General features: G+C 74.5%; 26 protein-coding genes. 21 read left to right on the top strand and 5 right to left on the bottom strand.

The genetic code is table 11. From position 1 onward, the window contains the following. The first annotated feature begins 7 nt into the window (after window positions 1-7). Window positions 8-514 carry a 30S ribosomal protein S9 gene (gene rpsI, locus ACZ3J7_RS23380; RefSeq protein WP_030457400.1) on the top strand — a complete coding sequence of 169 codons (507 nt, stop codon included), beginning with the start codon at window positions 8-10 and terminating at the stop codon, window positions 512-514. 139 nt (window positions 515-653) lie between these two features. Beyond that, the gene (gene glmM, locus ACZ3J7_RS23375; RefSeq protein ID WP_465624338.1) at window positions 654-2,018 is read left to right on the top strand and encodes a phosphoglucosamine mutase; all 1,365 of its coding nucleotides are present in this window, start codon (window positions 654-656) and stop codon (window positions 2,016-2,018) included. A gap of 63 nt (window positions 2,019-2,081) precedes the next feature. On the opposite strand, the gene coaA is transcribed toward glmM, so the two are convergent. Beyond that, window positions 2,082-3,074, bottom strand: a complete 993-nt coding sequence (gene coaA / locus ACZ3J7_RS23370) for a type I pantothenate kinase (RefSeq protein ID WP_465624335.1) — start codon at window positions 3,072-3,074, stop codon at window positions 2,082-2,084. A 99-nt stretch (window positions 3,075-3,173) separates the two neighbouring features. Between coaA and glmS the strand changes: the two genes are divergently transcribed. The 7 genes from glmS to ACZ3J7_RS23335 all read left to right on the top strand — a co-directional run bounded on the left by glmS (window position 3,174) and on the right by ACZ3J7_RS23335 (window position 10,473). After that, on the top strand, window positions 3,174-5,030 hold the full coding sequence (gene glmS, locus ACZ3J7_RS23365; protein ID WP_465624332.1) for a glutamine--fructose-6-phosphate transaminase (isomerizing): 1,857 nt from the start codon (window positions 3,174-3,176) through the stop codon (window positions 5,028-5,030). Window positions 5,031-5,094: 64 nt separating this feature from the next. Next, window positions 5,095-5,463 carry a holo-ACP synthase gene (locus ACZ3J7_RS23360; protein WP_465624329.1) on the top strand — a complete coding sequence of 123 codons (369 nt, stop codon included), beginning with the start codon at window positions 5,095-5,097 and terminating at the stop codon, window positions 5,461-5,463. 164 nt (window positions 5,464-5,627) lie between these two features. After that, window positions 5,628-7,082: an NAD(P)H-hydrate dehydratase gene (locus ACZ3J7_RS23355; protein WP_465624325.1), complete on the top strand. Its 1,455-nt coding sequence runs from the start codon at window positions 5,628-5,630 to the stop codon at window positions 7,080-7,082. Window positions 7,083-7,306: 224 nt separating this feature from the next. After that, window positions 7,307-8,491, top strand: a complete 1,185-nt coding sequence (gene alr, locus ACZ3J7_RS23350) for an alanine racemase (protein ID WP_465624322.1) — start codon at window positions 7,307-7,309, stop codon at window positions 8,489-8,491. A 3-nt stretch (window positions 8,492-8,494) separates the two neighbouring features. Beyond that, a complete protein-coding gene (locus ACZ3J7_RS23345) occupies window positions 8,495-9,640 on the top strand; it encodes an alpha/beta fold hydrolase (RefSeq protein ID WP_465624318.1) in 1,146 nt (381 codons plus the stop codon). 50 nt (window positions 9,641-9,690) lie between these two features. Further along, window positions 9,691-10,203: a tRNA (adenosine(37)-N6)-threonylcarbamoyltransferase complex ATPase subunit type 1 TsaE gene (tsaE, locus tag ACZ3J7_RS23340; protein WP_465624316.1), complete on the top strand. Its 513-nt coding sequence runs from the start codon at window positions 9,691-9,693 to the stop codon at window positions 10,201-10,203. 102 nt (window positions 10,204-10,305) lie between these two features. Continuing rightward, window positions 10,306-10,473: a hypothetical protein gene (locus tag ACZ3J7_RS23335; protein ID WP_465624313.1), complete on the top strand. Its 168-nt coding sequence runs from the start codon at window positions 10,306-10,308 to the stop codon at window positions 10,471-10,473. Between the two features lie 28 nt (window positions 10,474-10,501). On the opposite strand, the gene ACZ3J7_RS23330 is transcribed toward ACZ3J7_RS23335, so the two are convergent. Continuing rightward, window positions 10,502-11,071: a L,D-transpeptidase gene (locus ACZ3J7_RS23330; RefSeq protein WP_465624311.1), complete on the bottom strand. Its 570-nt coding sequence runs from the start codon at window positions 11,069-11,071 to the stop codon at window positions 10,502-10,504. Window positions 11,072-11,275: 204 nt separating this feature from the next. On the opposite strand from ACZ3J7_RS23330, the gene tsaB reads away from it, so the two are divergent. The 5 genes from tsaB (at window position 11,276) to ACZ3J7_RS23305 (ending at window position 14,764) form a co-directional block, all read left to right on the top strand. Further along, complete coding sequence (gene tsaB / locus ACZ3J7_RS23325; protein ID WP_465624309.1) at window positions 11,276-11,923, top strand: tRNA (adenosine(37)-N6)-threonylcarbamoyltransferase complex dimerization subunit type 1 TsaB; 648 nt, start codon at window positions 11,276-11,278, stop codon at window positions 11,921-11,923. Between the two features lie 54 nt (window positions 11,924-11,977). After that, the gene (rimI, locus tag ACZ3J7_RS23320; RefSeq protein WP_465624565.1) at window positions 11,978-12,457 is read left to right on the top strand and encodes a ribosomal protein S18-alanine N-acetyltransferase; all 480 of its coding nucleotides are present in this window, start codon (window positions 11,978-11,980) and stop codon (window positions 12,455-12,457) included. Next, window positions 12,450-13,538 (top strand): tRNA (adenosine(37)-N6)-threonylcarbamoyltransferase complex transferase subunit TsaD, encoded by a 1,089-nt coding sequence (gene tsaD / locus ACZ3J7_RS23315; RefSeq protein ID WP_465624307.1) that lies wholly within the window; start codon window positions 12,450-12,452, stop codon window positions 13,536-13,538. The genes rimI and tsaD overlap by 8 nt, the downstream gene beginning before the upstream one ends. Next, entirely contained in the window at window positions 13,535-13,795 is a 261-nt protein-coding gene (locus ACZ3J7_RS23310) for a hypothetical protein (RefSeq protein WP_465624305.1), read from the top strand. The genes tsaD and ACZ3J7_RS23310 overlap by 4 nt, the downstream gene beginning before the upstream one ends. Window positions 13,796-13,882: 87 nt before the next feature. Continuing rightward, on the top strand, window positions 13,883-14,764 hold the full coding sequence (locus ACZ3J7_RS23305; protein ID WP_465624303.1) for a polysaccharide deacetylase family protein: 882 nt from the start codon (window positions 13,883-13,885) through the stop codon (window positions 14,762-14,764). Here the strand turns inward: ACZ3J7_RS23305 and ACZ3J7_RS23300 are convergent. Further along, on the bottom strand, window positions 14,740-15,921 hold the full coding sequence (locus ACZ3J7_RS23300) for a class I SAM-dependent methyltransferase (protein ID WP_465624301.1): 1,182 nt from the start codon (window positions 15,919-15,921) through the stop codon (window positions 14,740-14,742). The two genes, ACZ3J7_RS23305 and ACZ3J7_RS23300, sit on opposite strands and share 25 nt — an antisense overlap. A gap of 23 nt (window positions 15,922-15,944) precedes the next feature. Continuing rightward, a complete protein-coding gene (locus tag ACZ3J7_RS23295; RefSeq protein ID WP_465624299.1) occupies window positions 15,945-16,259 on the bottom strand; it encodes a hypothetical protein in 315 nt (104 codons plus the stop codon). A gap of 293 nt (window positions 16,260-16,552) precedes the next feature. Between ACZ3J7_RS23295 and groES the strand changes: the two genes are divergently transcribed. From groES to ACZ3J7_RS23280, 3 genes are all read left to right on the top strand, one after another. After that, window positions 16,553-16,858, top strand: a complete 306-nt coding sequence (gene groES / locus ACZ3J7_RS23290) for a co-chaperone GroES (protein WP_014136232.1) — start codon at window positions 16,553-16,555, stop codon at window positions 16,856-16,858. 114 nt (window positions 16,859-16,972) lie between these two features. After that, a complete protein-coding gene (gene groL, locus ACZ3J7_RS23285; RefSeq protein ID WP_465624294.1) occupies window positions 16,973-18,607 on the top strand; it encodes a chaperonin GroEL in 1,635 nt (544 codons plus the stop codon). 179 nt (window positions 18,608-18,786) lie between these two features. Then, complete coding sequence (locus ACZ3J7_RS23280) at window positions 18,787-19,788, top strand: LysR family transcriptional regulator (protein ID WP_465624291.1); 1,002 nt, start codon at window positions 18,787-18,789, stop codon at window positions 19,786-19,788. Window positions 19,789-19,918: 130 nt separating this feature from the next. On the opposite strand, the gene ACZ3J7_RS23275 is transcribed toward ACZ3J7_RS23280, so the two are convergent. Next, on the bottom strand, window positions 19,919-20,245 hold the full coding sequence (locus tag ACZ3J7_RS23275; RefSeq protein ID WP_030457376.1) for a WhiB family transcriptional regulator: 327 nt from the start codon (window positions 20,243-20,245) through the stop codon (window positions 19,919-19,921). Between the two features lie 532 nt (window positions 20,246-20,777). On the opposite strand from ACZ3J7_RS23275, the gene ACZ3J7_RS23270 reads away from it, so the two are divergent. The 4 genes from ACZ3J7_RS23270 to ACZ3J7_RS23255 all read left to right on the top strand — a co-directional run bounded on the left by ACZ3J7_RS23270 (window position 20,778) and on the right by ACZ3J7_RS23255 (window position 25,396). Then, entirely contained in the window at window positions 20,778-21,389 is a 612-nt protein-coding gene (locus tag ACZ3J7_RS23270) for a response regulator transcription factor (RefSeq protein ID WP_014136228.1), read from the top strand. Window positions 21,390-21,584: 195 nt separating this feature from the next. Next, a complete protein-coding gene (gene shbA / locus ACZ3J7_RS23265; protein ID WP_465624286.1) occupies window positions 21,585-22,316 on the top strand; it encodes an RNA polymerase sigma factor ShbA in 732 nt (243 codons plus the stop codon). A gap of 284 nt (window positions 22,317-22,600) precedes the next feature. Further along, entirely contained in the window at window positions 22,601-24,103 is a 1,503-nt protein-coding gene (guaB, locus tag ACZ3J7_RS23260; protein ID WP_465624284.1) for an IMP dehydrogenase, read from the top strand. A gap of 174 nt (window positions 24,104-24,277) precedes the next feature. After that, window positions 24,278-25,396, top strand: a complete 1,119-nt coding sequence (locus ACZ3J7_RS23255) for a GuaB3 family IMP dehydrogenase-related protein (RefSeq protein WP_344552002.1) — start codon at window positions 24,278-24,280, stop codon at window positions 25,394-25,396. The last annotated feature ends 14 nt before the right edge of the window (window positions 25,397-25,410 follow it).

Genomic DNA, 25,410 nt, shown 5'->3' with positions numbered 1-25,410 from the left:
GAACACCGTGGCCGAGACTGCCATCGAGAGCACCCTCGAGGTCGACTTCGACGACGAGAACGTCGACGAGTACACCACCGAGACCGAGTACACCACCGAGTCGCTGGCCGGCCGCTTCGGCGAGGCCGTCCCCGGCGCCGGCCTCGGCCGCCGCAAGGAGGCGATCGCCCGCGTGCGCATCGTCCCCGGCACCGGCCAGTGGAAGATCAACGGTCGCACCCTGGAGAACTACTTCCCCAACAAGGTGCACCAGCAGACCGTGAACGAGCCCTTCAAGCTCCTGGAGCTGGACGGCCGTTACGACGTCATCGCCCGCATCGCCGGCGGCGGCGTCTCCGGCCAGGCCTACGCGCTGCGCCTCGGCGTGGCCCGTGCGCTGAACGAGGCGGACGTGGACAACAACCGCGCCGCGCTCAAGAAGGCCGGCTTCCTGACCCGCGACTCGCGCGCCGTCGAGCGCAAGAAGGCCGGTCTCAAGAAGGCCCGCAAGGCGCCGCAGTACAGCAAGCGCTAATCGCACCCTTCATGCGATCCTCGCCCCGGAGCACTCCTGTGCTCCGGGGCGTTGTGCCTCCCCGGGCCGGTGCGGAGCCCGGGCGGCGCCACCACACCAACCCGCACCACCGGCGCGACAGGACGGGACGAACGCGAACATGACACGACTCTTCGGTACGGACGGCGTACGCGGGGTGGCCAACGAGAGCCTGACCGCAGAGCTGGCCCTGGGCCTGTCGGTGGCCGCCGCCCACGTGCTGGGCGACGCCAACGCCTTCGAGGGCCACCGCCCGGTGGCCGTGGTCGGCCGGGACCCGCGGGCGTCCGGAGAGTTCCTGGAGGCCGCCGTGATCGCCGGCCTGGCCTCGGCCGGCGTGGACGTGCTCCGGGTCGGCGTGCTGCCCACCCCCGCCGTCGCCTACCTGACCGGCGCGCTCGGCGCCGACTTCGGCGTGATGCTCTCCGCCAGCCACAACGCGATGCCCGACAACGGCATCAAGTTCCTCGCCCGCGGCGGCCACAAGCTGGACGACGCGCTGGAGGACGCCATCGAGGCGCACTACCGCCGCTACGGCGCCGGCGACGAGAGCTGGAACCGCCCCACCGGCGCGGCGGTCGGCCGGGTCCGCCAGTACAACGAGGGCTTCGACCGGTACGTGGCCCACCTGGTCGCGGTGCTGCCGAACCGGCTCGACGGCGTCAAGGTCGTCATCGACGGCGCCCACGGCGCGGCCGCCCGGGTCGCCCCCGAGGCCTTCGCCCGGGCCGGCGCCGAGGTGGTCTACACCCTGGGCACCGAGCCGACCGGCCTGAACATCAACGACGGCGTCGGCTCCACCCACCTGGACCGGCTGTGCGCCGCGATGAAGGAGCACCGGGCCGACCTCGGCATCGCCCTGGACGGCGACGCCGACCGCTGCCTGGCCGCCGACGCCGACGGCAACGAGGTCGACGGCGACCAGATCATCGCGATCCTCGCGGTCGCCATGAAGGAGGCCGGCACGCTGCGCCGCAACACCGCGGTCGCCACCGTGATGTCCAACCTGGGCTTCAAGCTGGCGATGGAGCGCGAGGGCGTCGAGCTGGTGCAGACCGCGGTCGGCGACCGGTACGTGCTGGAGGAGATGAAGCACCACGGCTACGCGCTGGGCGGCGAGCAGTCCGGCCACGTGATCCTGCTCGACCACGCCACCACCGGCGACGGCACCCTGACCGGCCTGATGCTGGGCGCCCGGCTGGCCGCCACCAAGCAGCCGCTGGCCGACCTGGCCGCCGTGATGACCCGGCTCCCGCAGGTCATGATCAACGTCAAGGGCGTGGACAAGAACCGGGTCGAGACCTGCGTCGAGCTGCAGCTCGCCGTCACCGAGGCGGAGGCCGAGCTCGGCACCACCGGCCGGGTCCTGCTGCGCAAGTCCGGCACCGAACCGCTGGTGCGGGTGATGGTCGAGGCGGTCGGCCACGAGCAGGCGCAGGACGTCTGCCAGCGGCTCGCCGACGCCGTCCGGCTGCACCTGGGCTGAGCGCGCGCCGGGCCGGGGGCGGCGCTCCGCCCCCGGCCCGCGCGTTCCGGACGTCCGGACGGTTCAGAGCTTGCGCAGCAGCGCCCGGCGGACCTTGTGGTCCGACCCCTTCTGCAGGACCAGGGTGGCCCGGCCCCGGGTGGGCAGCACGTTCTCCAGCAGGTTCGGCTTGTTGATGGTCCGCCAGACCTGGCGGCCGTAGTCCATCGCCTCCTCCTCCGGCACCTCGGTGAAGCGCCGGAAGTACGAGTTCGGGTCCTGGAACGCGGTCTGCCGCAGCTTGCGGAACCGGTCCAGGTACCAGGCCTCGATGTCGTCCGTGCGGGCGTCCACGTAGATCGAGAAGTCGAAGTAGTCGGCGACCGCCATCCTGGTCCGCCCGTCCGTCCCCGGCAGGGCCGGCTGCAGCACGTTCAGGCCCTCGACGATCAGGATGTCCGGGCGCTCCACCACCAGCCGCTCGCCCGGCACGATGTCGTACACCAGGTGCGAGTACACCGGCGCGGTGACCCGCTCCTTGCCCGCCTTCACGTCCGCGACGAAGCGCATCAGCGCCCGCCGGTCGTACGACTCCGGGAAGCCCTTGCGGGCCATCAGGCCGCGCCGGCGCAGCTCCGCGTTGGGCAGCAGGAAGCCGTCGGTGGTGACCAGCTCCACCCGGGGGTGCTCCGGCCAGCGGGCCAGCAGCGCCTGCAGCAGGCGGGCGGTGGTCGACTTGCCGACCGCGACCGAGCCGGCCACGCCGATGATGAACGGGGTGCGCACCCGCTCGGTGTCGGGCGTGTCCAGGAACGAGCCCACCGCGCCGCGCAGTTCGTGGGTGGCGTGGACGTACAGGTTCAGCAGCCGGGAGAGCGGCAGGTAGACGTCCCGGACCTCGTCGAGGTCCAGCGCCGTACCGAGGCCGCGCAGGCGCTCGACCTCCTCGGCGGACAGCGGCAGCGGGGTGCGCTCGCGCAGCGCGCTCCACTCGGCGCGGTCCAGATCCACGTACGGGGAGGGAGTGGGCGCGGGCGGCGCACCCTTCGTACAGAGTTCGGTCAGCACGGTGTCCATTGTGGGCCGTCCCCGGGCCGCCGGGCGTTGTGGTGTCGGTCACCCGGTGTGCTCACCCGACGTACCGGGCGCCGAACAAGCGCACATATGCTGGCGCACATGTGCGGAATTGTTGGATATACCGGGCCTCAGGAGGCCCTCGACGTAGTGATCGCAGGTCTGCGGAGGCTGGAGTACCGGGGCTACGACTCGGCCGGCGTCGCGGTGCAGACCGAGGGGGCCGCCGGGCAGTGGCTCCTCTCCACCGACAAGCGGGCCGGGAAGCTCGCCAACCTCGAGAAGTCGCTGGCCGAAACCCCTCTCCCGGCCGGCACCACGGGCATCGGACACACCCGGTGGGCCACCCACGGCGGCCCCACCGACGCCAACGCCCACCCCCACCTGGACGACCACCGCAAGGTCGCGGTCGTCCACAACGGCATCATCGAGAACTTCGCGCGGCTGCGCGCCGACCTCGCCGACCGGGGCCACACCCTCCGCTCCGAGACCGACACCGAGGTCGTCGCCCACCTGCTCGCCGAGGCCTACGACGGCGACCTGGCCGAGGCCATGCGCGCCGTCTGCCGCCAGCTCGACGGTGCCTTCACCCTCGTGGCGGTGCACGCCGACGCCCCCGGCACGGTGGTCGGCGCCCGCCGCAACTCGCCGCTGGTGGTCGGCGTCGGCGACGGCGAGAACTTCCTCGCCTCGGACGTCGCCGCGTTCATCGCGCACACCCGCGAGGCCATCGAGCTCGGCCAGGACCAGGTCGTCGAGCTGCGCCCCGAGGGCGTCACGGTGACCAACTTCGACGGCACCCCCGCCGAGGTCCGCGAGTACCACGTCGACTGGGACGCCTCCGCCGCCGAGAAGGGCGGCTACGACTACTTCATGCTCAAGGAGATCGCCGAGCAGCCGAAGGCCGTCGCCGACACCCTCCTCGGCCGGATCGGCACCGACGGCCGGCTCACCCTCGACGAGCTGCGCATCCCCGACCAGGTGCTGCGCGAGGTCGACAAGGTGGTGATCGTCGCCTGCGGCACCGCGTTCCACGCCGGCATGATCGCCAAGTACGCGATCGAGCACTGGACCCGGGTCCCCTGCGAGGTCGAGGTCGCCAGCGAGTTCCGCTACCGCGACCCGATCATGGACGACCGCACCCTGGTCGTCGCCATCTCGCAGTCCGGCGAGACCATGGACACCCTGATGGCGCTGCGGCACGCCCGCGAGCAGGGCGCCAAGGTGCTGGCGATCTGCAACACCAACGGCTCGACCATCCCGCGCGAGTCCGACGCCGTCCTCTACACCCACGCCGGCCCCGAGGTCGCGGTCGCCTCCACCAAGGCGTTCCTCACCCAGCTGGTCGCCTGCTACCTGGTCGCCCTCTACCTCGGCCAGGTCCGCGGCACCAAGTGGGGCGACGAGATCTCCTCCGTCATCCGCGAACTCGGCGACGCCCCCCGCCAGGTCGAGCAGGTGCTCGGCACCATGGAGCCGGTCCGCGAGCTCGCCCGCTCGCTGGCCGACGCCCGCTCGGTGCTCTTCCTCGGCCGGCACGTCGGCTACCCCGTCGCCCTGGAAGGCGCGCTCAAGCTCAAGGAGCTCGCCTACATGCACGCCGAGGGCTTCGCCGCCGGCGAGCTCAAGCACGGCCCGATCGCCCTGATCGAGGAGGGCCTGCCGGTCGTCGTCGTGGTGCCCTCGCCGCGCGGCCGCTCGATCCTGCACGACAAGATCGTCTCCAACATCCAGGAGATCCGGGCCCGCGGCGCCAGGACCATCGTGATCGCCGAGGAGGGCGACGAGGCCGTCGTCCCCTACGCCGACCACCTGATCCGCATCCCGGTCACCCCGACCCTGCTCCAGCCCCTGGTCGCCACCGTCCCGCTCCAGGTCTTCGCCTGCGAGCTGGCCACCGCCAAGGGCCACGAGGTCGACCAGCCGCGCAACCTGGCCAAGTCCGTCACGGTCGAGTAGCCCGCGTATCGTCCGTGCCGGTACGGGGAAGGCCCCCTACCGGCGCGGACGAAGGAGCAGCAGGGTGATCATCGGGGTCGGCATCGACGTGGCGGACATCGGACGGTTCGGACAGTCCCTGGAACGCACCCCCGGACTCGCCGAACGCCTCTTCACCCCCGCCGAACTCACCCTCCCCTCCGGCCGGCGCCGCGGCACCGCCTCGCTCGCCGCCCGCTTCGCCGCGAAGGAGGCCGTCGCCAAGGCCCTCGGCGCCCCGCCCGGCCTGCACTGGGAGGACGCCGAAGTCCGCGTCGAGGACTCCGGCCGCCCCGTCCTCCACGTCACCGGCACCGTCGAGGCCCGCGCCGCCGCCCTCGGCGTCACCTCCTGGCACGTCTCCCTCAGCCACGACGCGGGCGTCGCCTCGGCGGTGGTCATCGCGGAGGGGTGAAAGCCCCGCCAGGGGCCCGGGGAACGGCGGGCTCGTGCTGCTGGACGCCGGAGCCCATCGGTAAGTTCGTGCTGCTGGGGGTTCTGACAGCAACCACCGGCCCGCCCGCCGTTCCCCGGGCCCCTGACCGCCTCCGAGCCGTCCGCCGAAGAGGAGAACCCACCATGCGCCACGCCCACACCGTCGAGCAGGTCCGGTCCGCCGAGGCCGCGCTGATGGCCCGGCTGCCGGAGGGGACGCTGATGCAGCGGGCCGCGGCCGGGCTGGCCGCGGTCTGCGCGGGGCTGCTGCCCCGGGTCTACGGGAGCCGGGTGCTGGTGCTGGCCGGGTCCGGCGACAACGGGGGCGACGCGCTCTTCGCGGCGGCCCGCCTCGCCCGCCGCGGCGCCCGCGCCGAGGCGCTGCTGCTCGACCCGGCGAAGGCCCACGCCGCGGGCCTGGCCGCGCTGCTCGCGGCCGGCGGTCGCACCACCACCGACCCGGACGCCTTCACCCGGGCCGACCTCGTCCTGGACGGCGTCGTCGGCATCGGCGGCCGCGGCCCGCTGCGTCCCGCCGCCGCCCCGTTCGCCGACCTGCCGCGCCGCGGCCGGGTGGTCGCGGTGGACGTCCCGTCCGGCGTGGACCCCGACACCGGGGAGGTCTCCGGGCCCGCGCTGCGCGCCGACGTCACGGTCTGCTTCGGCACCCACAAGCCGGGCCTGCTGGTCGACCCCGGCGCGCGCCACGCAGGCGTCGTCCACCTGGTCGACCTCGGGCTGGACCTGCCGCCCGCCCCCGTCGAGGCCCTGCAGCACGCCGACGTGGCCGCGCTGCTGCCCGTCCCCGACGCGGAGAGCGACAAGTACCGGCGCGGGGTGGTCGGCGTCGCCGCCGGGTCCGCCCGCTACCCGGGTGCGGCCGTGCTGGCCGTCGCCGGGGCGCTGCACGGCGGCGCCGGGGCGGTGCGCTACGCCGGGCGGGCCGCTGAGGAGGTGGTCCGGCGGCACCCCGAGACGCTGGTCACCGACGGCGGACCGGCCGGCGCCGGCCGCGTCCAGGCCTGGGTGGTCGGGCCCGGCGGCGGCGAGGACGCCGCACGCGTCCTGCGCGAGGCGCTGGACACCGACGTGCCGGTCCTGGCCGACGCCGACGCCCTCACCGAACTCGCCCGTCTCGGCCCGGCCGCGACGGCCGGCCGGCCGGCGCCCGTCCTGCTCACCCCGCACGCCGGGGAGGCCGCCCGGCTGCTGGCGGGCCTCGGCGAGCCCGCCGACGCCCGGGAGGTCGCCGCCCGGCGGCTGTGGGCGGCCCGGCGGCTCGCCGCGGGCTACGGCGCGACCGTGCTGCTCAAGGGCTCCACGACGGTCGTCGCCGACCCGGACGGCCGGACCCGGGTCAACTCCACCGGCACCGGCTGGCTCGGCACCGCCGGCAGCGGCGACGTCCTCTCCGGCCTGGCCGGCTCCCTGCTCGCCACCGGCCTCGCCCCGCTGGACGCCGCCTCCGCCGCGGCGTACCTGCACGGGCTGGCCGGCCGCGGAGCCGCCGGGCGCGGCGGGCCGATCACGGCCCTGGACGTGGCCGCGGGGCTGCACGGCGCGTGGACGGGACTCCGGGCAGCGGGGGCGGCGGGGTAGTCGGGACCCGCTGGGGGTTCGGGGCCGGAGCGCAGCAGCAGCCGCCGTTCCCCGGCCCCTGCGCGGGGACCGGCGCGGCACCCGTCCGCCGTTCCGGGCGGCCGGGAACCGGAACGGCGTCCGCCGCGTGGAAGGTGCCGGAGGCGGTCGGCCGGGTGACGTCGTCCGCGCTCGGCCGTGCCCCTGCTGGGGGGACCGGCCGCTGTCTGGGAGACTGATACGCGATGACGACTGCGAACACCACCGGGACGCCCGCCCTGGCCCAGGGGGCCCGCGCCGAGGCCACCGTCGACCTGGCCGCGCTGCGTGACAACCTGGCCGCCCTGCGGGCCCGCGTCGACGGGCCCGAGCTGATGGCCGTGGTCAAGGCGGACGCCTACGGGCACGGCGCGCTGCGGTGCGCCCGCGAGGCGGTCGCGGCCGGCGTCGGCTGGCTGGGCACCGCGACGCCGGAGGAGGCGCTGGCGCTGCGGGCCGGGGGAATCGGCCCGGAGCAGGCCCGGATCCTGTGCTGGCTGTGGACGCCGGGCGGCCCGTGGGCGCGGGCGCTGCGCGAGTCGGTGGACATCTCGGTCAGCGGCCAGTGGGCGCTGGACGAGCTGCTCGCCGCCGTCCGCGAGACCGGCGTCCCGGCCCGGGTGCACCTGAAGGCCGACACCGGCCTGGGCCGCAACGGCTGCCAGCCGCACGACTGGCCCGACCTGGTGGAGAACGCCGTCAAGGCGCAGGCCGCCGGCCTGCTGCGGGTGGTCGGCGTCTGGTCGCACTTCGCGGCCGCCGACGAGCCCGGCCACCCCTCGATCCAGGCCCAGCTCGACTCGTTCGCGCAGGCCCTGGCGTTCGCCGAGCGGACCGGCGTCGACCCCGAGGTGCGGCACCTGGCGAACTCCCCGGCGACGCTGCTGCTCCCGCAGTCGCACTACGACCTGGTCCGGCCCGGCCTGGCGATGTACGGCCTGTCGCCCGTCCCGGACGTCGGCGCGCCCGCCGACTTCGGGCTGCGGCCGGTGATGTCGCTGGCGGCCCGGCTGGCGCTGGTCAAGCGGGTCCCGGGCGGCCACGGCGTCTCGTACGGGCACCACTACACGACCACGGGGCCGACCACGCTCGGCCTGGTGCCGCTCGGCTACGCGGACGGCGTGCCGCGGCACGCCAGCAACACCGGCCCGGTGCAGATCGGGTCGAGCTGGTACCGGGTGGCCGGGCGGGTCGCGATGGACCAGTTCGTCGTCGACCTCGGCGGCGACAGCCCGGACATCGGCGAGGAGGTGCTGCTGTTCGGCTCCGGCGAGCGCGGCGAGCCCACCGCCGAGGACTGGGCGCGGGCCTGCGGCACCATCGCGTACGAGATCATCACCCGGATCGGGGGGCGGGTCCCGCGGCGCTACGTCGGCGGGCTGCGGGGGTGAACGGTGGCTGAGGAGTCCTCCTCCGGCGGGGTGTCCCGGGCCGGGCTGATCGGCATCTCGCTGGGCGTGCTGGCCGCCGGGGCCGCCGCCGGCGTCGCGGTCGAGCGGCTGACCGTCGGCCGGGCGATGCGCCGGCGGGCCCGCGCCGAACTGGACGCCGCGGCCGGCTTCGGCACGCTGCGCGGCACCGCGCGGACGGTGACCGCCGCCGACGGCACCGAGCTGTACGTCGAGGTCGACGAGCCGGACGGGGGCGCGCCCGGCCCCACCGTGGTGTTCTGCCACGGCTACTGCCTCAACCAGGACGGCTGGCACTTCCAGCGGGCCGCGCTGCGCGGCGCGCTGCGCACCGTCTTCTGGGACCAGCGCAGCCACGGCCGCTCCGAGCGATCCCGCTCGTACCTGGGCGGCGAGCTCGCCTCGATCGACCAGCTCGGCGCCGACCTCGAAGCGGTGCTGGACGCGGTCGTCCCGGACGGGCCGGTCGTGCTGGTCGGGCACTCGATGGGCGGGATGACCGTGATGGCGCTCGCCGACCGGCGCCCCGACCTGTTCGGCCCCGACGGCCGGGTGGCCGGCGTCGCGCTGGTCGGCACCCTGGCGGGCGGCTGGGACGCCGTGCCGCTGGGCCTGCCCGCCGTCGGCGCCAAGGTGGTCAAGCGGGTCGCGCCCGGGGTGGTGAGGGCGCTGGGCCGCCAGGTCGACCTGGTCGAGGCCACCCGGCGCTGGGGCTCCGACCTGGCCGCCGTGTTCTACCGGCGGTTCTCGTTCGGCGGCCGGGACGTCGACCCGGTGGTGGCCCGGTTCGCCGAGCAGCTGCTGGACGCCACCCCCATCGACGTGGTCGCCGAGTTCTACCCGACCTTCTCCGCGCACGACAAGCTGGCCGCGCTGGCCGCCCTGGACGGCCTGCCCGTCCTCGTGCTGGCCGGTACCAAGGACCTGCTGACCCCGCCCGAGTACTCCGAGGCGATCGCCGCCGCGCTCCCCGCCGCCCGGCTGGTGCTGGTCGAGGGCGCCGGCCACCTGGTCATGCTGGAACGCCCCGGCACCGTCGACCGCGAGCTCGCCGCGCTGCTCGGCCGCGCCGCCGAGCACGCCGGGACGGGCCCGCTCCCCCCGGCCGTGCGGGCGCTGGCGGAGGGCTGATCCGGGTTGTGGCACCTTAGGGGTGGCCGCAACGATCGGAGAAGGACGCCATGGGGACCCAGACCACGCTGACCGTCGAGACCGCGGAGCGGATGACCGGCCTGGGCCGGCGGCTCGCCGCGCTGCTGCGCCCCGGCGACCTGGTGCTGCTGTCGGGAGAGCTGGGCGCGGGCAAGACCACGCTGACCCGGGGCCTCGGCGAGGGCCTGGGCGTGCGCGGCGCGGTCACCTCGCCGACCTTCGTGATCGCCCGGGTGCACCCCTCGCTGACCGGCGGCCCCGCGCTGGTGCACGTCGACGCGTACCGGCTGGGCGGCGGCCTGGACGAGATGGAGGACCTCGACCTCGACGTGTCGCTGCCCGAGTCGGTGGTCGTCGTCGAGTGGGGCGAGGGCAAGGTCGAGCAGCTCTCCGAGGACCGGCTGGAGATCCGGATCGAGCGGACCCTCGGCGGCGAGGCGGTCGACGCGCTGGACGCCGAGGCGGACGGGCGGCGGGTCGTCCTCACCGGGCTCGGCGGTCGCTGGGACGGCGCGGACCTCACCGGTTTGGGTGAGAACTGAGCCGGGTTTCCGACACCGTGTCGGCAAACGGTTGCGGCGCACCGCGCGGGCGTGATGGGATGGCGCCAGCAGGTTAGGTATGCCTAACTAGGGAGGCGCCCGATGCCGAGCACACCCCCCGTGAACACCGCGGACCGACCGGAGCCGGTGCGGACCCCGGTGGCCGAGACCACCGGGACCGGCTGCGCGCCCGTGCCGATGCGCGTCCTGCTGGCGTCCTGCCGGGCCGCCGAGGCCGTCTCCACCCCGCCGGAGCGCGACGCCGCGTAGCGCCGCGCGTCCGGGCGGGCCGGGCGGGTCAGTCGACCACGACCACCCGGGTGCCGTTCGGCGCGAAGTCCCACAGCGCCTGGCCGTCCGCCCGGGAGGCCCGGATGCCGCCGGTCTTCGTCTTCGGGTCCAGCGACGGGGCCGGCGCCTTCTCGTCGACCAGCGCGCTGAACCCGAAGACCGTGCCGGCCTGCTGGGCGAACCGCACCACGTGCTCGATCTGCCGGCCGTCCGTGCCGCTGCCCGCCGCCGTCCGGCTGGCCACGCTGTAGGTGCCCACCGGCGGCAGGGTGTTGCCCGGCACCACCTTGAACGAGGCCACCACCGGGTTCGGCTTCTTCGGGTCGACCAGCCACACCTGCTGCTGCTGGAGCGAGTACACCACCCGCAGGCCCGCGCCGGACTCGGCGGGCAGCGGCGGCGCGGTCGGCCTGCCGCTCTCGGCGGCGGACGCCGACGGGGCCGCGCTCGACGCGGACGGCACCGCCGCGACCGCGCGCGAGGACGCGCCGTTCGCCTGGAAGGCCAGCAGCCCGATCACCGCCATGGCGCCCAGGGTCAGCCCGCCGACCACCACACCAGGACCAAGCTTCGCCACGTCCGCTCCTCACCGCTCGCGCCGCCACCGTCTCAACCTCAGCGAAGCCCATCGTGCCAGGTGCGGCCCGCCGTTCCGGCCTCCTGGCGATCGTGTGTTCCCGGCGGGCGGCCCGGCCGGGGACGGGGCCGGGGCGGAGCCGGGGACGGGGCCGGCCCGGGCGGGGTGCGGGGCCGGGCGGGCGGACCCTCTAACCTTGGACCCGTGCTCCTCCTCGCCTTCGACACCGCCACCCCCGCCGTCACCGCCGCCGTCCACGACGGCACCTCGGTGCTCGCCGAGTCCTACGAGGTCGACGCCCGGCGGCACGGCGAACTGCTGCTGCCCACCGTCGCGGCCGTGCTGCGCACCGCCGGCGTGGACAAGCGCGACCTGACCGACCTCGCGGTCGGCGTCGGCCCCGGCCCGTACACCGGCCTGCGGGTCGGCCTGGTCACCGCCGCCGCCCTCGGCGACGCCCTCGGCCTGCCCGTGCACGGCGTCTGCACCCTCGACGCGATCGCCCACCAGGCCCGCGCCGAGGGCCTGACCGGGCCCTTCGCGGTGGCCACCGACGCGCGCCGCAAGGAGGTCTACTGGGCCTCGTACGACGCCGCCGGCGCCCGGGTGGGCGGCCCCGCGGTGGACCGCCCGGCCGAGATCGAGCCCGGCGCGCGGACGGTCGGCGCGGGCGCGCTGCTGTACGGCCTGCCGGCGGCGAGCGGCCCCGAGCACGTCTCGGCGGGCGCGCTGGCCGACTTCGCGGTCCGCGAGCTGGCCGCCGGCCGGGAGCTGCTGCCGAACGCCCCGCTGTACCTGCGGCGGCCGGACGCGCAGGTGCCGGCGGGCTACAAGGCGGTGCTCCCGGCATGACCGCCGCGGCTGCCGGAACGGTCGGCCGGCGTGGCTAGGTACGCGCTGCGCCCCATGCGCTGGTGGGACGTCGAACCGGTCATGGTGCTGGAGCACCGGCTGTTCCCCGAGGACGCCTGGTCGCGCGGGATGTACTGGTCGGAGCTGGCCGAGGCGCACCCGGGCGGGAGCCGGCACTACGTGGTGGCGGTGGACGCGGACGGGGCGGTCGTCGGCTACGCGGGGCTGATGGCGGTCGGGACGGACAGCGACGTGCAGACGATCGCGGTCGACGCCGACCACCAGGGGGCGGGGCTCGGCGGGGTGCTGCTGGCCGAGCTGACGGCGGAGTCGGTGCGGCGGGGCTGCGCCGAACTGCTGCTGGAGGTGCGGGTGGACAACCTGCGCGCGCAGCGGCTGTACGAGCGGTTCGGGTTCGAGCCGGTCGGGATCCGGCGGGGCTACTACCAGCCCGCCAACGTGGACGCACTGGTGATGCGTCTGGACCACCTGGCAAGTGACGCAAGCGATCTGAAGGATCATCACAATGGCTGACGAACCCCTCGTCCTCGGCATCGAGACCTCCTGCGACGAGACCGGCGTCGGCATCGTCCGCGGCACCACGCTGCTGGCCGACGCGGTCGCGTCCAGCGTCAACGACCACGCCCGGTACGGCGGCGTCGTCCCGGAGATCGCCAGCCGGGCGCACCTGGAGGCGATGGTCCCGACCATCCAGCGGGCGCTGGACACCGCCGGGGTGAAGGCGGCCGACCTGGACGGCATCGCGGTCACCGCGGGCCCGGGCCTGGCGGGCGCGCTGCTGGTCGGCGTGAGCGCCGCCAAGGCGTACGCCTGGGCGCTGGACAAGCCGCTGTACGGGGTGAACCACCTGGCCTCGCACATCTGCGTGGACCAGCTGGAGCACGGCCGGCTGCCGGAGCCGACGATGGCGCTGCTGGTCTCCGGCGGGCACTCCTCGCTGCTGCTCAGCGGCGACATCACCGCCGACGTCCGGCCGCTGGGCGCGACCATCGACGACGCGGCGGGCGAGGCGTTCGACAAGGTGGCGCGGGTGCTCGGGCTCGGCTTCCCGGGCGGCCCGGTGGTGGACCGGATGGCCCGGGAGGGCGACGGCTCGGCGATCGCCTTCCCGCGCGGTCTGAACAACGCGGGGGACCCGGCGTACGACTTCTCGTTCTCCGGCCTGAAGACCGCCGTGGCCCGCTGGGTGGAGGCCAGGCGGCGGGCCGGCGAGCCGGTGCCGGTGGCGGACGTCGCGGCGTCCTTCCAGGAGGCGGTCACCGACGTGCTGACCCGCAAGGCGGTCCGGGCGTGCAAGGACAACGACGTCGACCACCTGATGATCGGCGGCGGCGTGGCGGCCAACTCGCGGCTGCGCGAGATGGCGCAGCAGCGCTGCGACAAGGCCGGCATCGTGCTGCGGGTGCCGCGGCCGGGGCTGTGCACCGACAACGGCGCGATGGTGGCGGCGCTCGGCGCCGAGATGGTGTGGCGGGGCCGCACCCCGTCCTCCTTCGACCTGTCGGCGGACTCCTCGCTGCCGGTCACCGAGACCCACGTGCCGGGCGACGGGCACGGGCACGTCCACGCGCACGCGCACGAGGCGCTGAAGTGACCCTGGCGGCGATGTGGGAGGCCCGGGCGGCGGACGGCCGGGGGGCCGAACTGCACGCCTGGGCACGGGAGTCCGCACTGCCCGCGGTGCGCGGCGCGGCCGGCCTGGAGCGGGTCGAGCTGTTCACCGCCCCCGGCGAGCGGGTGCTGCTGATCGCGCTGTGGACGGGTGAGCCGGTGCCGGTGCCGGAACCGCCCGCCGACCTGCTGGCCCGCCCGGCGCACCGCTGGACCTTCACCCGCACGGACGTCGGATAGGCCCCCTCCGCCGGGCCCGGGCAACCGGCGGGCGGTAGCGTGCGTCCTGGAACATCGACACGCGTGTAGAGCAAGACGGGGGCACCGGTGGGCGGGCGGATACGGATCGGGTACGGGGCGGGCGCGCTCGCCGTGCTGCTGGCGGCGAGCGGCTGCGGCTCCGGGGCGGACGGCCCCGCGCCCGCGCCCGCCGGGCCGCTCGCCGCGTCCTCGCCGGGCGCCCCCGCCCCCGGCACGCCCTCGGCGTCCGCGCGGGACGCGGCGCCCGGCGCCGCCTGGGCGAAGTGGGGCCTCGAACCGCTGCCCGCGCCGCCCGCGCCGCCCGCCGACCGGCCGATCAAGCTCACCGCGAGCGGGCCGGTGCCGGTGTTCAGCGAGGTCCCGACCGGCGACCGGGTCGTCTTCATCACCATCGACGACGGCGCCGAGAAGGACCCCGAGTTCGTCCGGATGCTCACCGAGCTGAAGGTGCCGATCACGATGTTCCTGACCAAGGACGTCGTCAAGAACGACTACGCCTACTTCAAGCCGCTACAGGCGCTCGGCAACAGCGTCCAGAACCACACCGTCAGCCACCCGCAGATGAGCAGGATCCCCGCCGCCCAGCAGAAGGCGCAGGTCTGCGACGCCCAGAGCGCCCTCACCGAGCAGTACGGCACCGCCCCGTACCTGTTCCGCCCGCCGTTCGGCGACGGCGCCCACACCCCGGCGCTGAACACCGCCGTCCAGGAGTGCGGGCCGCGCGCCGTGGTGCTGTGGCGGGAGTCCATGCAGATCCACGACATGCAGTACCAGGCCGCCGACAAGAAGCTCCGCAACGGCGACATCATCCTGGCCCACTTCCGCGGCCCGTCCGAGCTCAAGGGCGAGAAGATGACCGAGATGTTCGGCGAACTGCTCAACCGGATCCGGGAGCAGGGTTTCGCGGTCGCCCGCCTCGACGACTACATCGCCCGGCCGACCGGCTGACCCAGCATCATCACCGGGCCGGCCGCGGTGCGGGCCACCAGCACCGTCACCGCGTTCGGCCCGGCCGGCCTCAGCCGGCGCCGCAGCTCCTCCGGGACGACCGAGGCCATCCCGCGCTTCTTGACCACCACGGTGCCGATCCGGCGCTCCTTCACCAGCGCCTTCAGCCGCTTCACCTGGAACGGCAGCACGTCGGTCAGCTCGTACGCCTGCGCGTACGGGGTCGGCCGCAGCTCGTCCGAGGTGACGTACGCGATCATCGGGTCGATCAGCCGCCCGTCCACCGCCGCCACCACCTCGGCCACCATCCGGCCCCGGATCACCGCGCCGTCCGGCTCGTACAGGTAGCGCCCCACCGGCCCCACCGGCGGGTCGGGCAGCGCGCCGCCGGACAGCGAGTGCGGGCCCGGCAGCAGCGTCGCCCGGTACGGCTCGGCGGCGGCCGTGCCGAACCACAGCACCGCCTCCTTCACCTCGCCCCGGTCCGACACCCACTCCGCCTCCGCGCCCGGGGGCACCAGCTCGTGCGGGATGCCCGGCGCCACCTTCAACGCGCCGAACGGGGCGCTGCGGGCCGCCTCCACCGCCCAGGACAGCGGCGGCGAGTACGCCTCCGGGTCGAACACCCGGCCCCGCGAGGTGCGCCGCGCCGGGTCGGTGAACACCGCGTCGAAACCGGCGGTGCCGACGTCCGCGACGTCCGCCCGGCGGACCTCCACCAGCTCCGCCACGCCCAGCGCCGCCGCGTTCGCCCGGGCCACCTCGCAGGTCAGCTCGTCCCGGTCGACCGCCAGCACCGCGATCCCGGCCCGGGCCAGCGCGACCGCGTCGCCGCCGATCCCGCAGCACAGGTCGGCCAGCCGCCGCACCCCCAGCGCCGCGAACCGGCCCGCCCGCCACTCGGCCACCGAACGCCGGGTCGCCTGCTCCACCCCGTGCTGGGTGAAGTACATCGACGCGGCGTCCGCCCCGAACTTCGCCTCCGCCCGCTGCCGCAGCCGGGCCTGCTCGAACGCCGCCCGGACCAGCTCCGCCGGGTGCTCCCGCCGCAGCCTGGTCGCCAGCGCCAGCTCCCCGGCCGCCGTGAACCCCCGCAACTCGGCCAGCAGCGCCTGCCCCTGCTCGGTCAGCAGCGCCCGGAACGACTCGATCTCCACCCGGCCATTGTCCCCGCTCCCGGTCAGTGCCAGGCCACCCCGAGCACCAGCGCGGCCAGCACCGGCCCGGCCAGCCCGAGCGAGAGCGGCGCGATCCGGTAGCCCCGCCGCGCGGTGGCCACCGTCGCCGCCGCCGGCACCGCCAGCCCCAGCACCACCACCGCGACGCACAGCGCCACCGCCCCGCCCGCGCCGCCCCCGCGCTCCGACGCGGCGGCCAGCGCGAACACCAGCACGACGCACGCGTACGGCACCGCGCACAGCAGCGGCACCTCCAGCGCCAGCAGGCCCACCGAGAGCAGTGCGTCCCGTCGCCCGGACGGTCGGATCCTCGTCATGCCACCAGCCTGGCAGGGCGGACGGCGCGCCGCCTGAGTACGGGGACCCGGCCGCGGGCGGCCCGCGGGCCCGGTCCGAGGGGGCGCGCGGCGCGCGGCGGGCGCGAACCCGACACGACGGCATTGGCACTCTGGTTGACTGAGTGCTAACCGCGTCCTAAGGTCGTACCTGGCACTCCCCCCAGGGAGAGTGCTAACGCGATGAAGCGTGTCCGACCCCCGCGACGGCGGCCGCGCGCAATCGTCCACCTACCTGTTAGACAACCCCGTAATCTCCGAAGGGGAGCTCGGACGTGACCACCAGCAGCAAGGTTGCCATCAAGCCGCTCGAGGACCGCATCGTGGTCCAGCCGCTCGACGCCGAGACCACCACCGCCTCCGGCCTGGTGATCCCGGACACCGCCAAGGAGAAGCCCCAGGAGGGCGTCGTCCTGGCCGTCGGCCCGGGCCGCTTCGAGGACGGCCAGCGTCTGCCGCTCGACGTCGCCGTCGGTGACATCGTCCTGTACTCGAAGTACGGCGGCACCGAGGTCAAGTACCAGGGCGAGGAGTACCTCGTCCTCTCGGCCCGCGACGTCCTCGCGATCATCGAGAAGTAAGACGTCCGCGCAGTAAGACGTCCCAGCCCGCCCCGGATCCGTGTCGCACCGACAGGGGCCCGGGGCGCGGTTGTTGCTCCACGTACGCAGACCTACCCCTGAGGAAACGGGACCATGGCGAAGACCCTGCAGTTCGACGAGGACGCCCGCCGCTCGCTGGAGCGCGGTGTCAACAAGCTGGCCGACACCGTCAAGGTGACCATCGGCCCCAAGGGCCGCAACGTCGTCATCGACAAGAAGTTCGGCGCCCCGACCATCACCAACGACGGTGTGACCATCGCCCGCGAGGTCGAGCTCGACGACCCGTACGAGAACCTCGGCGCGCAGCTGGTCAAGGAGGTCGCCACCAAGACCAACGACGTCGCGGGCGACGGCACCACCACCGCCACCGTGCTGGCCCAGGCCCTGGTCAACGAGGGTCTGCGCAACGTCGCCGCCGGCGCCGGCCCGGCCGCCCTGAAGAAGGGCATCGACAAGGCCGTCGCCGCCGTCTCCGAGCACCTGCTCTCGGTGGCCCGCGAGATCGAGGGCAAGGACGACGTCGCCGCCGTCGCCTCCCTCTCCGCCCAGGACGCCCAGGTCGGCGAGCTGATCGCCGAGGCGATCGACAAGGTCGGCAAGGACGGTGTCATCACCGTCGAGGAGTCCAACACCTTCGGCGTCGAGCTCGAGTTCACCGAGGGCATGCAGTTCGACAAGGGCTACCTGTCGCCGTACTTCGTCACCGACGCGGAGCGCCAGGAAGCCGTCCTGGAGGACCCGTACGTCCTGATCAACCAGGGCAAGATCTCCTCGATCCAGGAGCTCCTCCCGCTGCTGGAGAAGGTCCTGCAGGCCGGCGGCTCCCGCCCGCTGCTGATCATCGCCGAGGACGTCGACGGCGAGGCCCTCTCCACCCTGGTGGTCAACAAGATCCGCGGCACCTTCAACGCGGTCGCGGTCAAGGCCCCCGGCTTCGGCGACCGCCGCAAGGCGATCCTCGGCGACATCGCCACCCTCACCGGCGGCCAGGTCGTCTCCGAGGAGGTCGGCCTCAAGCTCGACCAGGTCGGCCTGGAGGTGCTCGGCACCGCCCGCCGCATCACCGTCACCAAGGACGAGACCATCGTCGTCGACGGCGCCGGCGACTCCGCCGAGGTCGCGGGCCGGGTGGCCCAGATCAAGGCCGAGATCGCCAACACCGACTCCGACTGGGACCGCGAGAAGCTCCAGGAGCGCCTCGCCAAGCTGGCCGGCGGCGTCTGCGTGATCAAGGTCGGCGCGGCCACCGAGGTCGAGCTCAAGGAGCGCAAGCACCGCCTGGAGGACGCCATCTCGGCGACCCGCGCCGCGGTCGAGGAGGGCATCGTCGCCGGCGGCGGCGCCTCGCTCGTCCACGCCGCGAAGGTCCTGGAGGACGGCCTCGGCCTCTCCGGCGACGAGGCCACCGGTGTCGCCGTCGTCCGCAAGGCGCTCGCCGAGCCGCTGCGCTGGATCGCCCAGAACGCCGGCCTGGAGGGCTACGTCATCACCTCCAAGGTCGCCGAGCTGGAGGCCGGCCAGGGCTACAACGCCGCCACCGGCGAGTACGGCGACCTGGTCAAGGCCGGCGTCATCGACCCGGTCAAGGTCACCCGCTCCGCGCTGGAGAACGCCGCCTCGATCGCCTCCCTGCTGCTCACCACCGAGACCCTCGTGGTGGAGAAGAAGGAAGAGGAGGAGGCCGCGGGCCACGGCCACTCGCACGGCGGCCACGGCCACAGCCACTGAGGCGACCCGGCCGTCAGGCACTGAAGGGCGCGAGGAACCGCGCGGCCGACCGAGCACCCCGGTGCGAGGCTCGGACCGCCGGGGCCTCGCGCCCTTCCGCGTCCGCCGCGCCCCCCCGCCGTCGCGGGCGTCCGCGACCGCCCGGCGGGGTGCGCGGCGGGTTCCGTACAGTTGACCGCGTGATCGAAGCCCGCCACCTCCGCGTCCTGCACGCCGTCGCCCGGACCGGGTCGTTCTCCGCCGCGGCGCGGGAGCTGGGGTGCACGCAGCCCGCGGTGAGCCAGCAGATGAAGGCGCTGGAGAAGGCGGTGGACACGCCCCTGGTGGTGCGGTCGGGGCGGGAGATGCGGCTGAGCGAGGCCGGCCGGGTGCTGCTGCGGCACGCGGACGGGATCCTCGCGGGGCTGTCGGCCGCCGAGGAGGAGGTCGCGGCGATCACCGGGCTGCGGGCCGGGCGGGTGCGGCTGGTCTCGTTCCCGACGGCGAGTTCGACGCTGGTGCCGCGCTCGGTGGCGCAGGTGCGGGCGGCGCACCCGGGGGTGCGGGTCTCGCTGGTGGAGGCGGAGCCGACCCAGGCGCTGGCGATGCTGCGCGGCGGCGAGTGCGAGGTCGCGCTGGCGTTCCGCTACCCGGACTCGCAGGGCGGGCCGAGCCTGCCGTCCCCGCACGCGACATTGCGCGAGGCGCGGGCCGAGGCGGTGCTGGAGGCGGCGGCGACGGCGGCCGCGAACGACTGGTCGGAGCTGGTGGTGCGCCCGCTGCTGGACGACCCGCTGGTGGGCCTGGTGCCGGCCGGGCACCCGCTCGCCGACCGGGGCGAGGACGCCCCGGTGGACCTCGCGGAGCTGGCGGGGGAGCAGTGGATCGCCGGCTGCCCGCAGTGCCGGGGCCACCTGGTGGAGCTGTGCGCGGACGCGGGCTTCGCGCCGGCGATCGAGTTCGCGACGGACGACTACCCGGCGGTGGTGGGCCTGGTCGGCGCGGGCCTGGGGGTGGCGGTGCTGCCGGGGCTGGCGCTGGAGTCGGTGCGGCACCCGGGGGTGGCGGCCGTGCCGGTGCGGGTGGCGTCGGGGGAGCCGGCCCGGCGCGAGGTGGTGGCGCTGACCCTGCCGGACCTCGCGGAGGTTCCGGCGGTGGCGCTGATGCTGGACCAGCTCGCGGCGGCGGCCGCCACCCGCTGAGGAGCGCGGCGCCGGCCGGGGACGGGCGGGCGGCGCGGTCGGGAGGTGCGGTCGGGCGGCGCGGTCGGGGTCGCGGGCCGGTGCGGACCGCTGCGGCGGGACGGCCGCGGCGGGGGCGGGGCGGGGTGGATCAGCGTCGGATGGTCTGCGGCATCGCCAGCGGGACCTCGGCCAGTCGGTTGCGGGAGCGGCCGAGCAGCTCTTCGCGTTCGTCCTCCGTCATGCCGCCCCAGACCCCGTAGGGCTCGCGGACGGCCAGGGCGTGGGCCGCGCACTGGGTGCGGACCGGGCAGCGCATGCAGACCTCTTTGGCGCTCGTCTCGCGGGAGGTCCGGGCCGCGCCGCGCTCGCCCTCGGGGTGGAAGAACAGCGAGCTGTCGACACCGCGGCAGGCGGCGGAGAGCTGCCAGTCCCAGAGGTCTGCGTTGGGGCCGGGGAGGCGGGAGAAATCTGCCATGGCTCATTCCCTTCATGGCTCGTGGCCCGGCGGGCTCGTCGCGGTCGCTGCGGCGAGGCGGCCCGGGGCCGGTACGGACACCTGGAAATATGACTTACGCCGACTACACGGACAAGTCACCCACACACCGACGAATCAGTCAATGACCTGACAGAAGCTATAAAAACGGACAAAAGGGGCAAGAGGTTTGAACCGGAAAGCTCCGTCGATCGGGTGTCCGCCCGGGCGCGGACCGTCCCGGAGGGCGCGCGCGGCGCGGACACCGCGCGCGAGCTGCACAAAAGTGCGGCGTGTGCACCGCGAGGTGGCTCTCCGGTGATGGGTTGGCCACGTACAGTGGTGGAGATGGACGTGAAGCCGTAACTCATTCGAGTGACGGTCGTTGGATGTACGGAGGCGGTCAGAGGCAGGACGTCGGGAACGGTCGCGCAGCGAGGCGATCGGAACGGGTCCGCACCGGGGCCGTGTCGGAGAGGTTCGTACCAGCCAGGAGGCTCAACGTGACGCGGATCAGCTGCGGAGGACGACGGGCATGACATCCGTACTCGTCTGCGACGATTCCCCGCTCGCCCGGGAGGCGCTTCGGCGCGCGGTGGCGACCGTGCCCGGCGTGGACCGGGTGACCACTGCGACGAACGGTGAGGAGGTCCTCCGCCGCTGGGTGGCCGACCGTTCCGATCTCGTTCTGATGGACGTCCGGATGCCCGGCCTCGGCGGGGTGGAGACGGTTCGCCGGCTGCTCTCGGCCGACCCGGGCGCCCGGATCATCATGCTCACCGTCGCCGAGGACCTGGACGGCGTGGCCCTCGCGGTCGCCGCCGGGGCCCGCGGCTACCTGCACAAGGACGCCTCGCGCGCCGAGCTGCGGGCCACCGTCACCCAGGCGCTGGCCGACCCGACCTGGCGCCTGGCGCCGCGCCGGCTGCGCAGCCCGGACATGGGCGCCGCGCCGACCCTGACGGCCCGTGAGATCCAGGTGCTGGAGGGGATGAGCCACGGCCGTTCCAACGCCGAGATCGGCCGCGAGCTGTTCCTGTCCGAGGACACCGTGAAGACGCACGCCAGGCGCCTGTTCAAGAAGTTGGGCGCCTCGGACCGCGCGCACGCGGTGGCGCTGGGCTTCCGCTGGGGCCTGGTCCGCTGAGCGGGCGCGGGAACTGCGCTCGCTCGGACGTGTGACGTTGTGGTCCCGAGGCTGCACCATGGAGTAGTGGAGCACCTCGGGGACCAGCGGACAGGCAGGGGAGGCGGCACGGTGCACGCGGCGACGGATAACGTTCCGATGCACAAGTCCGGACGCGGTGCCGCGTTTTCCGGCCCGACCAGGCACCATGGACCGATGCGTGACGACGAGGAGGCCGCCGGGCCCGACCCGGTGCAGCCCGCCCCCGAGGGTGCGGCTGCCGATCCGTCGTCGGCACCGGACGACCGGGTGACCGGCTCCGACGGCCCGCCGGGGGCACCGGGAGCGCCGGTGCGCCCGCCCGTGCTCGGCACCGGCACGTCGCCTGAGGTGGCCGAGCTGGTCGCGGCGGCGGTCCGCGGCGACGGCCCGGCGATCGAGGCGCTGCTCGGCTACGTGCTCCCGCTGGCGCTGCGCTACTGCCGCGGCCGGCTGGTGCGGCTGCCCGGCGGGGCCCGGCACCACGTGGACGACGTGGCGCAGGAGGTCTGCGTCGCGGTGCTCTGCGCGCTGCCCCGCTACCGGGACACCGGCCGCCCGTTCGAGGCCTTCGTGTACGGGATCGCCGCCCACAAGATCGCCGACCTGCAGCGGGCCGCGATGCGCGGGCCCGGTTCGACGGTGATCCCGCCGGACGACCTGCCGGAGACGCCGGACGACTCGCTCGGCCCCGAGGAGCGGGCGCTGCTGTCCAGCGACGCCGAGTGGATCAAGGAACTGCTGTCCTACCTGCCGGCCCGGCAGCGCGAGCTGGTGCTGCTGCGGGTCGCGGACGGGCTGTCGGCGGAGGAGACCGGCGAGGTGCTCGGGATGTCGCCGGGCGCGGTCCGGGTCGCCCAGCACCGGGCGCTGTCGCGGCTGCGGGCGCTCGCGGAGGAGACCGGCTGATCCGGTCCGCGCTGCTGGACGCGCGTGGACCGGCGCGGAAGAAGCGCGCGGTGCCCGGTGTTGTCAAGAGGGCGCGACGACCCACCCCGCGCCACCAGTACCATGGAGCATCGGCGCCTGGTCGGGTCGCCAAAGTTTCTCCGGTGCGCGCGGGCTTCCTTCGGAGGTTCCTCCAAGAGCACCGGGCGCCTTGGCGGCCGTGACAGCCGGGCGCCCGTGCGCAGAACGACGGCCCTCCCTCCTCGCCCGCCGCCGGGCAGGAGGGGCCCTCAGGAAGGTTGCCCATGTCTTACAACGCCGCCGGCGTACCCGAGAAGTTCGCCATGCTCGGACTCACGTACGACGACGTCCTGCTGCTGCCCGGGGCCTCCGAGGTGCTGCCCAACCAGGTCGACACCTCCTCGCGGATCTCCCGGAACGTGCGGGTCAACATCCCGCTGCTGTCGGCCGCGATGGACAAGGTCACCGAGTCGCGGATGGCGATCGCGATGGCCCGTCAGGGCGGCGTCGGCGTCCTGCACCGCAACCTCTCGATCGAGGACCAGGTCAACCAGGTCGACCTGGTGAAGCGCTCCGAGTCCGGCATGGTCACCGACCCGATCACGGTCGGCCCGGAGGCGACGCTGGCCGAGGCCGACGCGCTGTGCGCCCGGTTCCGGATCTCCGGCGTGCCGGTGGCGACCCCCGAGGGCAAGCTGCTGGGCATCGTCACCAACCGCGACATGGCCTTCGAGACCGACCGCAGCCGCAAGGTCGGCGACATCATGACCCCGATGCCGCTGATCACCGGCAAGGTCGGCATCTCCGGCGAGGACGCGGTCGCGCTGCTCCGCCGCCACAAGATCGAGAAGCTGCCGCTGGTCGACGACGAGGGCCGGATCAAGGGCCTGATCACCGTCAAGGACTTCGTCAAGGCGGAGAAGTACCCGAACGCCGCCAAGGACGCCGAGGGCCGGCTGCTGGTGGGCGCCGCCGTCGGCGCCTCCGCCGAGGCCTTCGACCGCGCCCAGGCGCTGGTCGGCGCGGGCGTGGACTTCCTGGTCGTCGACACCTCGCACGGGCACTCGCACAACGCGCTGTCCTGGATCTCCAAGATCAAGGCCGCCGTGCCGGTGGACGTGGTCGGCGGCAACGTCGCCACCCGGGACGGCGCGCGGGCGCTGCTCGACGCGGGCGTGGACGGCGTGAAGGTCGGCGTCGGCCCCGGCTCGATCTGCACCACCCGCGTGGTCGCCGGCGTCGGCGTCCCGCAGGTCACCGCGATCTACGAGGCCGCCCAGGCCTGCCAGGACGCGGGCGTCCCGATCATCGGCGACGGCGGCCTGCAGTACTCCGGCGACATCGGCAAGGCGCTGTGCGCCGGCGCCGACACCGTGATGCTCGGCTCGCTGCTGGCCGGCTGCGAGGAGTCGCCCGGCGAACTGCTGTTCATCAACGGCAAGCAGTTCAAGTCGTACCGCGGCATGGGCTCGCTGGGCGCGATGCAGACCCGCGGCCAGGCGAAGTCCTTCTCCAAGGACCGCTACTTCCAGGCCGAGGTCTCCTCGGACGAGAAGCTGATCGCCGAGGGCATCGAGGGCCAGGTGCCCTACCGCGGCCCGCTCTCCGCGGTGCTGTTCCAGCTGGTCGGCGGCCTGCGCCAGACCATGGGCTACGTGGGCGCGGCCAGCATCGAGGAGATGCAGACCAAGGGCCGGTTCGTCCGGATCACCTCGGCGGGCCTCAAGGAGAGCCACCCGCACGACATCCAGATGACCGTCGAGGCGCCGAACTACAACGCGCGCTGACCCCCGTCCCACCGGGATCCGTCCGGACCGCGAGCACGCGCGGCCGGGCGGATTTCCGCTGTCCGGGCCCGGTTGCCCGCGCCCCTGTCGGGGCTGGTGGGGCGCGTACGGGATACTTGGGGGCGTGGCCGGGGGGACCCGGTCGGGAGATGGAAAGCAGCAGAAGGGCTCGAAGTGACTGAGATCGAGATCGGGCGAGGCAAGCGCGGCCGCCGGGCGTACTCCTTCGACGACATCGCCGTCGTCCCCAGCCGCCGTACGCGTGACCCGAAGGAGGTCTCGATCGCTTGGCAGATCGACGCCTACCGGTTCGAACTGCCGTTCCTGGCGGCGCCGATGGACAGCGTGGTGTCGCCGCAGCAGGCGATCGCGATCGGGCAGCTGGGCGGCCTGGGCGTGCTGAACCTGGAGGGGCTGTGGACGCGGTACGAGGACCCGCGCCCGCTGCTGGAGGAGATCGCCGCGATCACCGACGAGGCGGCCGCCACCCGGCGCCTGCAGGAGGTCTACGCGGAGCCGATCAAGGCCGAGCTGATCAAGGAGCGGATCAAGGAGGTCCGTGACTCCGGCGTCGTGACCGCCGCCGCGCTCTCGCCGCAGCGCACCGCCGAGTTCTCCAAGGCCGTGGTGGACGCCGGCGTCGACGTGTTCGTCATCCGCGGCACCACCGTCTCGGCGGAGCACGTCTCCGGCGCGGCCGAGCCGCTCAACCTCAAGCAGTTCATCTACGAGCTCGACGTCCCGGTGATCGTCGGCGGCTGCGCCACCTACACCGCCGCGCTGCACCTGATGCGCACCGGCGCGGCCGGTGTGCTGGTCGGCTTCGGCGGCGGCGCCGCGCACACCACCCGGGGCGTGCTGGGCATCCAGGTCCCGATGGCGACCGCCGTGGCGGACGTCGCGGCCGCCCGCCGCGACTACATGGACGAGTCCGGCGGCCGGTACGTGCACGTCATCGCGGACGGCGGCGTCGGCTACAGCGGCGACATCCCGAAGGCCGTCGCCTGCGGCGCGGACGCGGTGATGATCGGCGCCGCGCTGGCCCGCGCCACCGACGCGCCCGGCCGGGGCTACCACTGGGGCATGGAGGCCGTCCACGAGGAGCTGCCGCGCGGCAAGCGGGTGCACCTGGGCACCGTCGGCACCACCGAGCAGATCCTGGCCGGCCCGTCGCACACCCCCGACGGCACCATGAACCTGTTCGGCGCGCTGCGCCGGGCGATGGCCACCACCGGCTACACCGAGCTCAAGGAGTTCCAGCGGGTCGAGGTCACGGTCAACCCCGGCCGGTGACGCACCGCTGAGCC

This window comes from Kitasatospora sp. NPDC015121, from assembly GCF_055562955.1.
The sequence above is the reverse complement of the archived record's forward strand: the minus strand, read 5'-3'. Positions and strand labels throughout refer to the sequence as shown.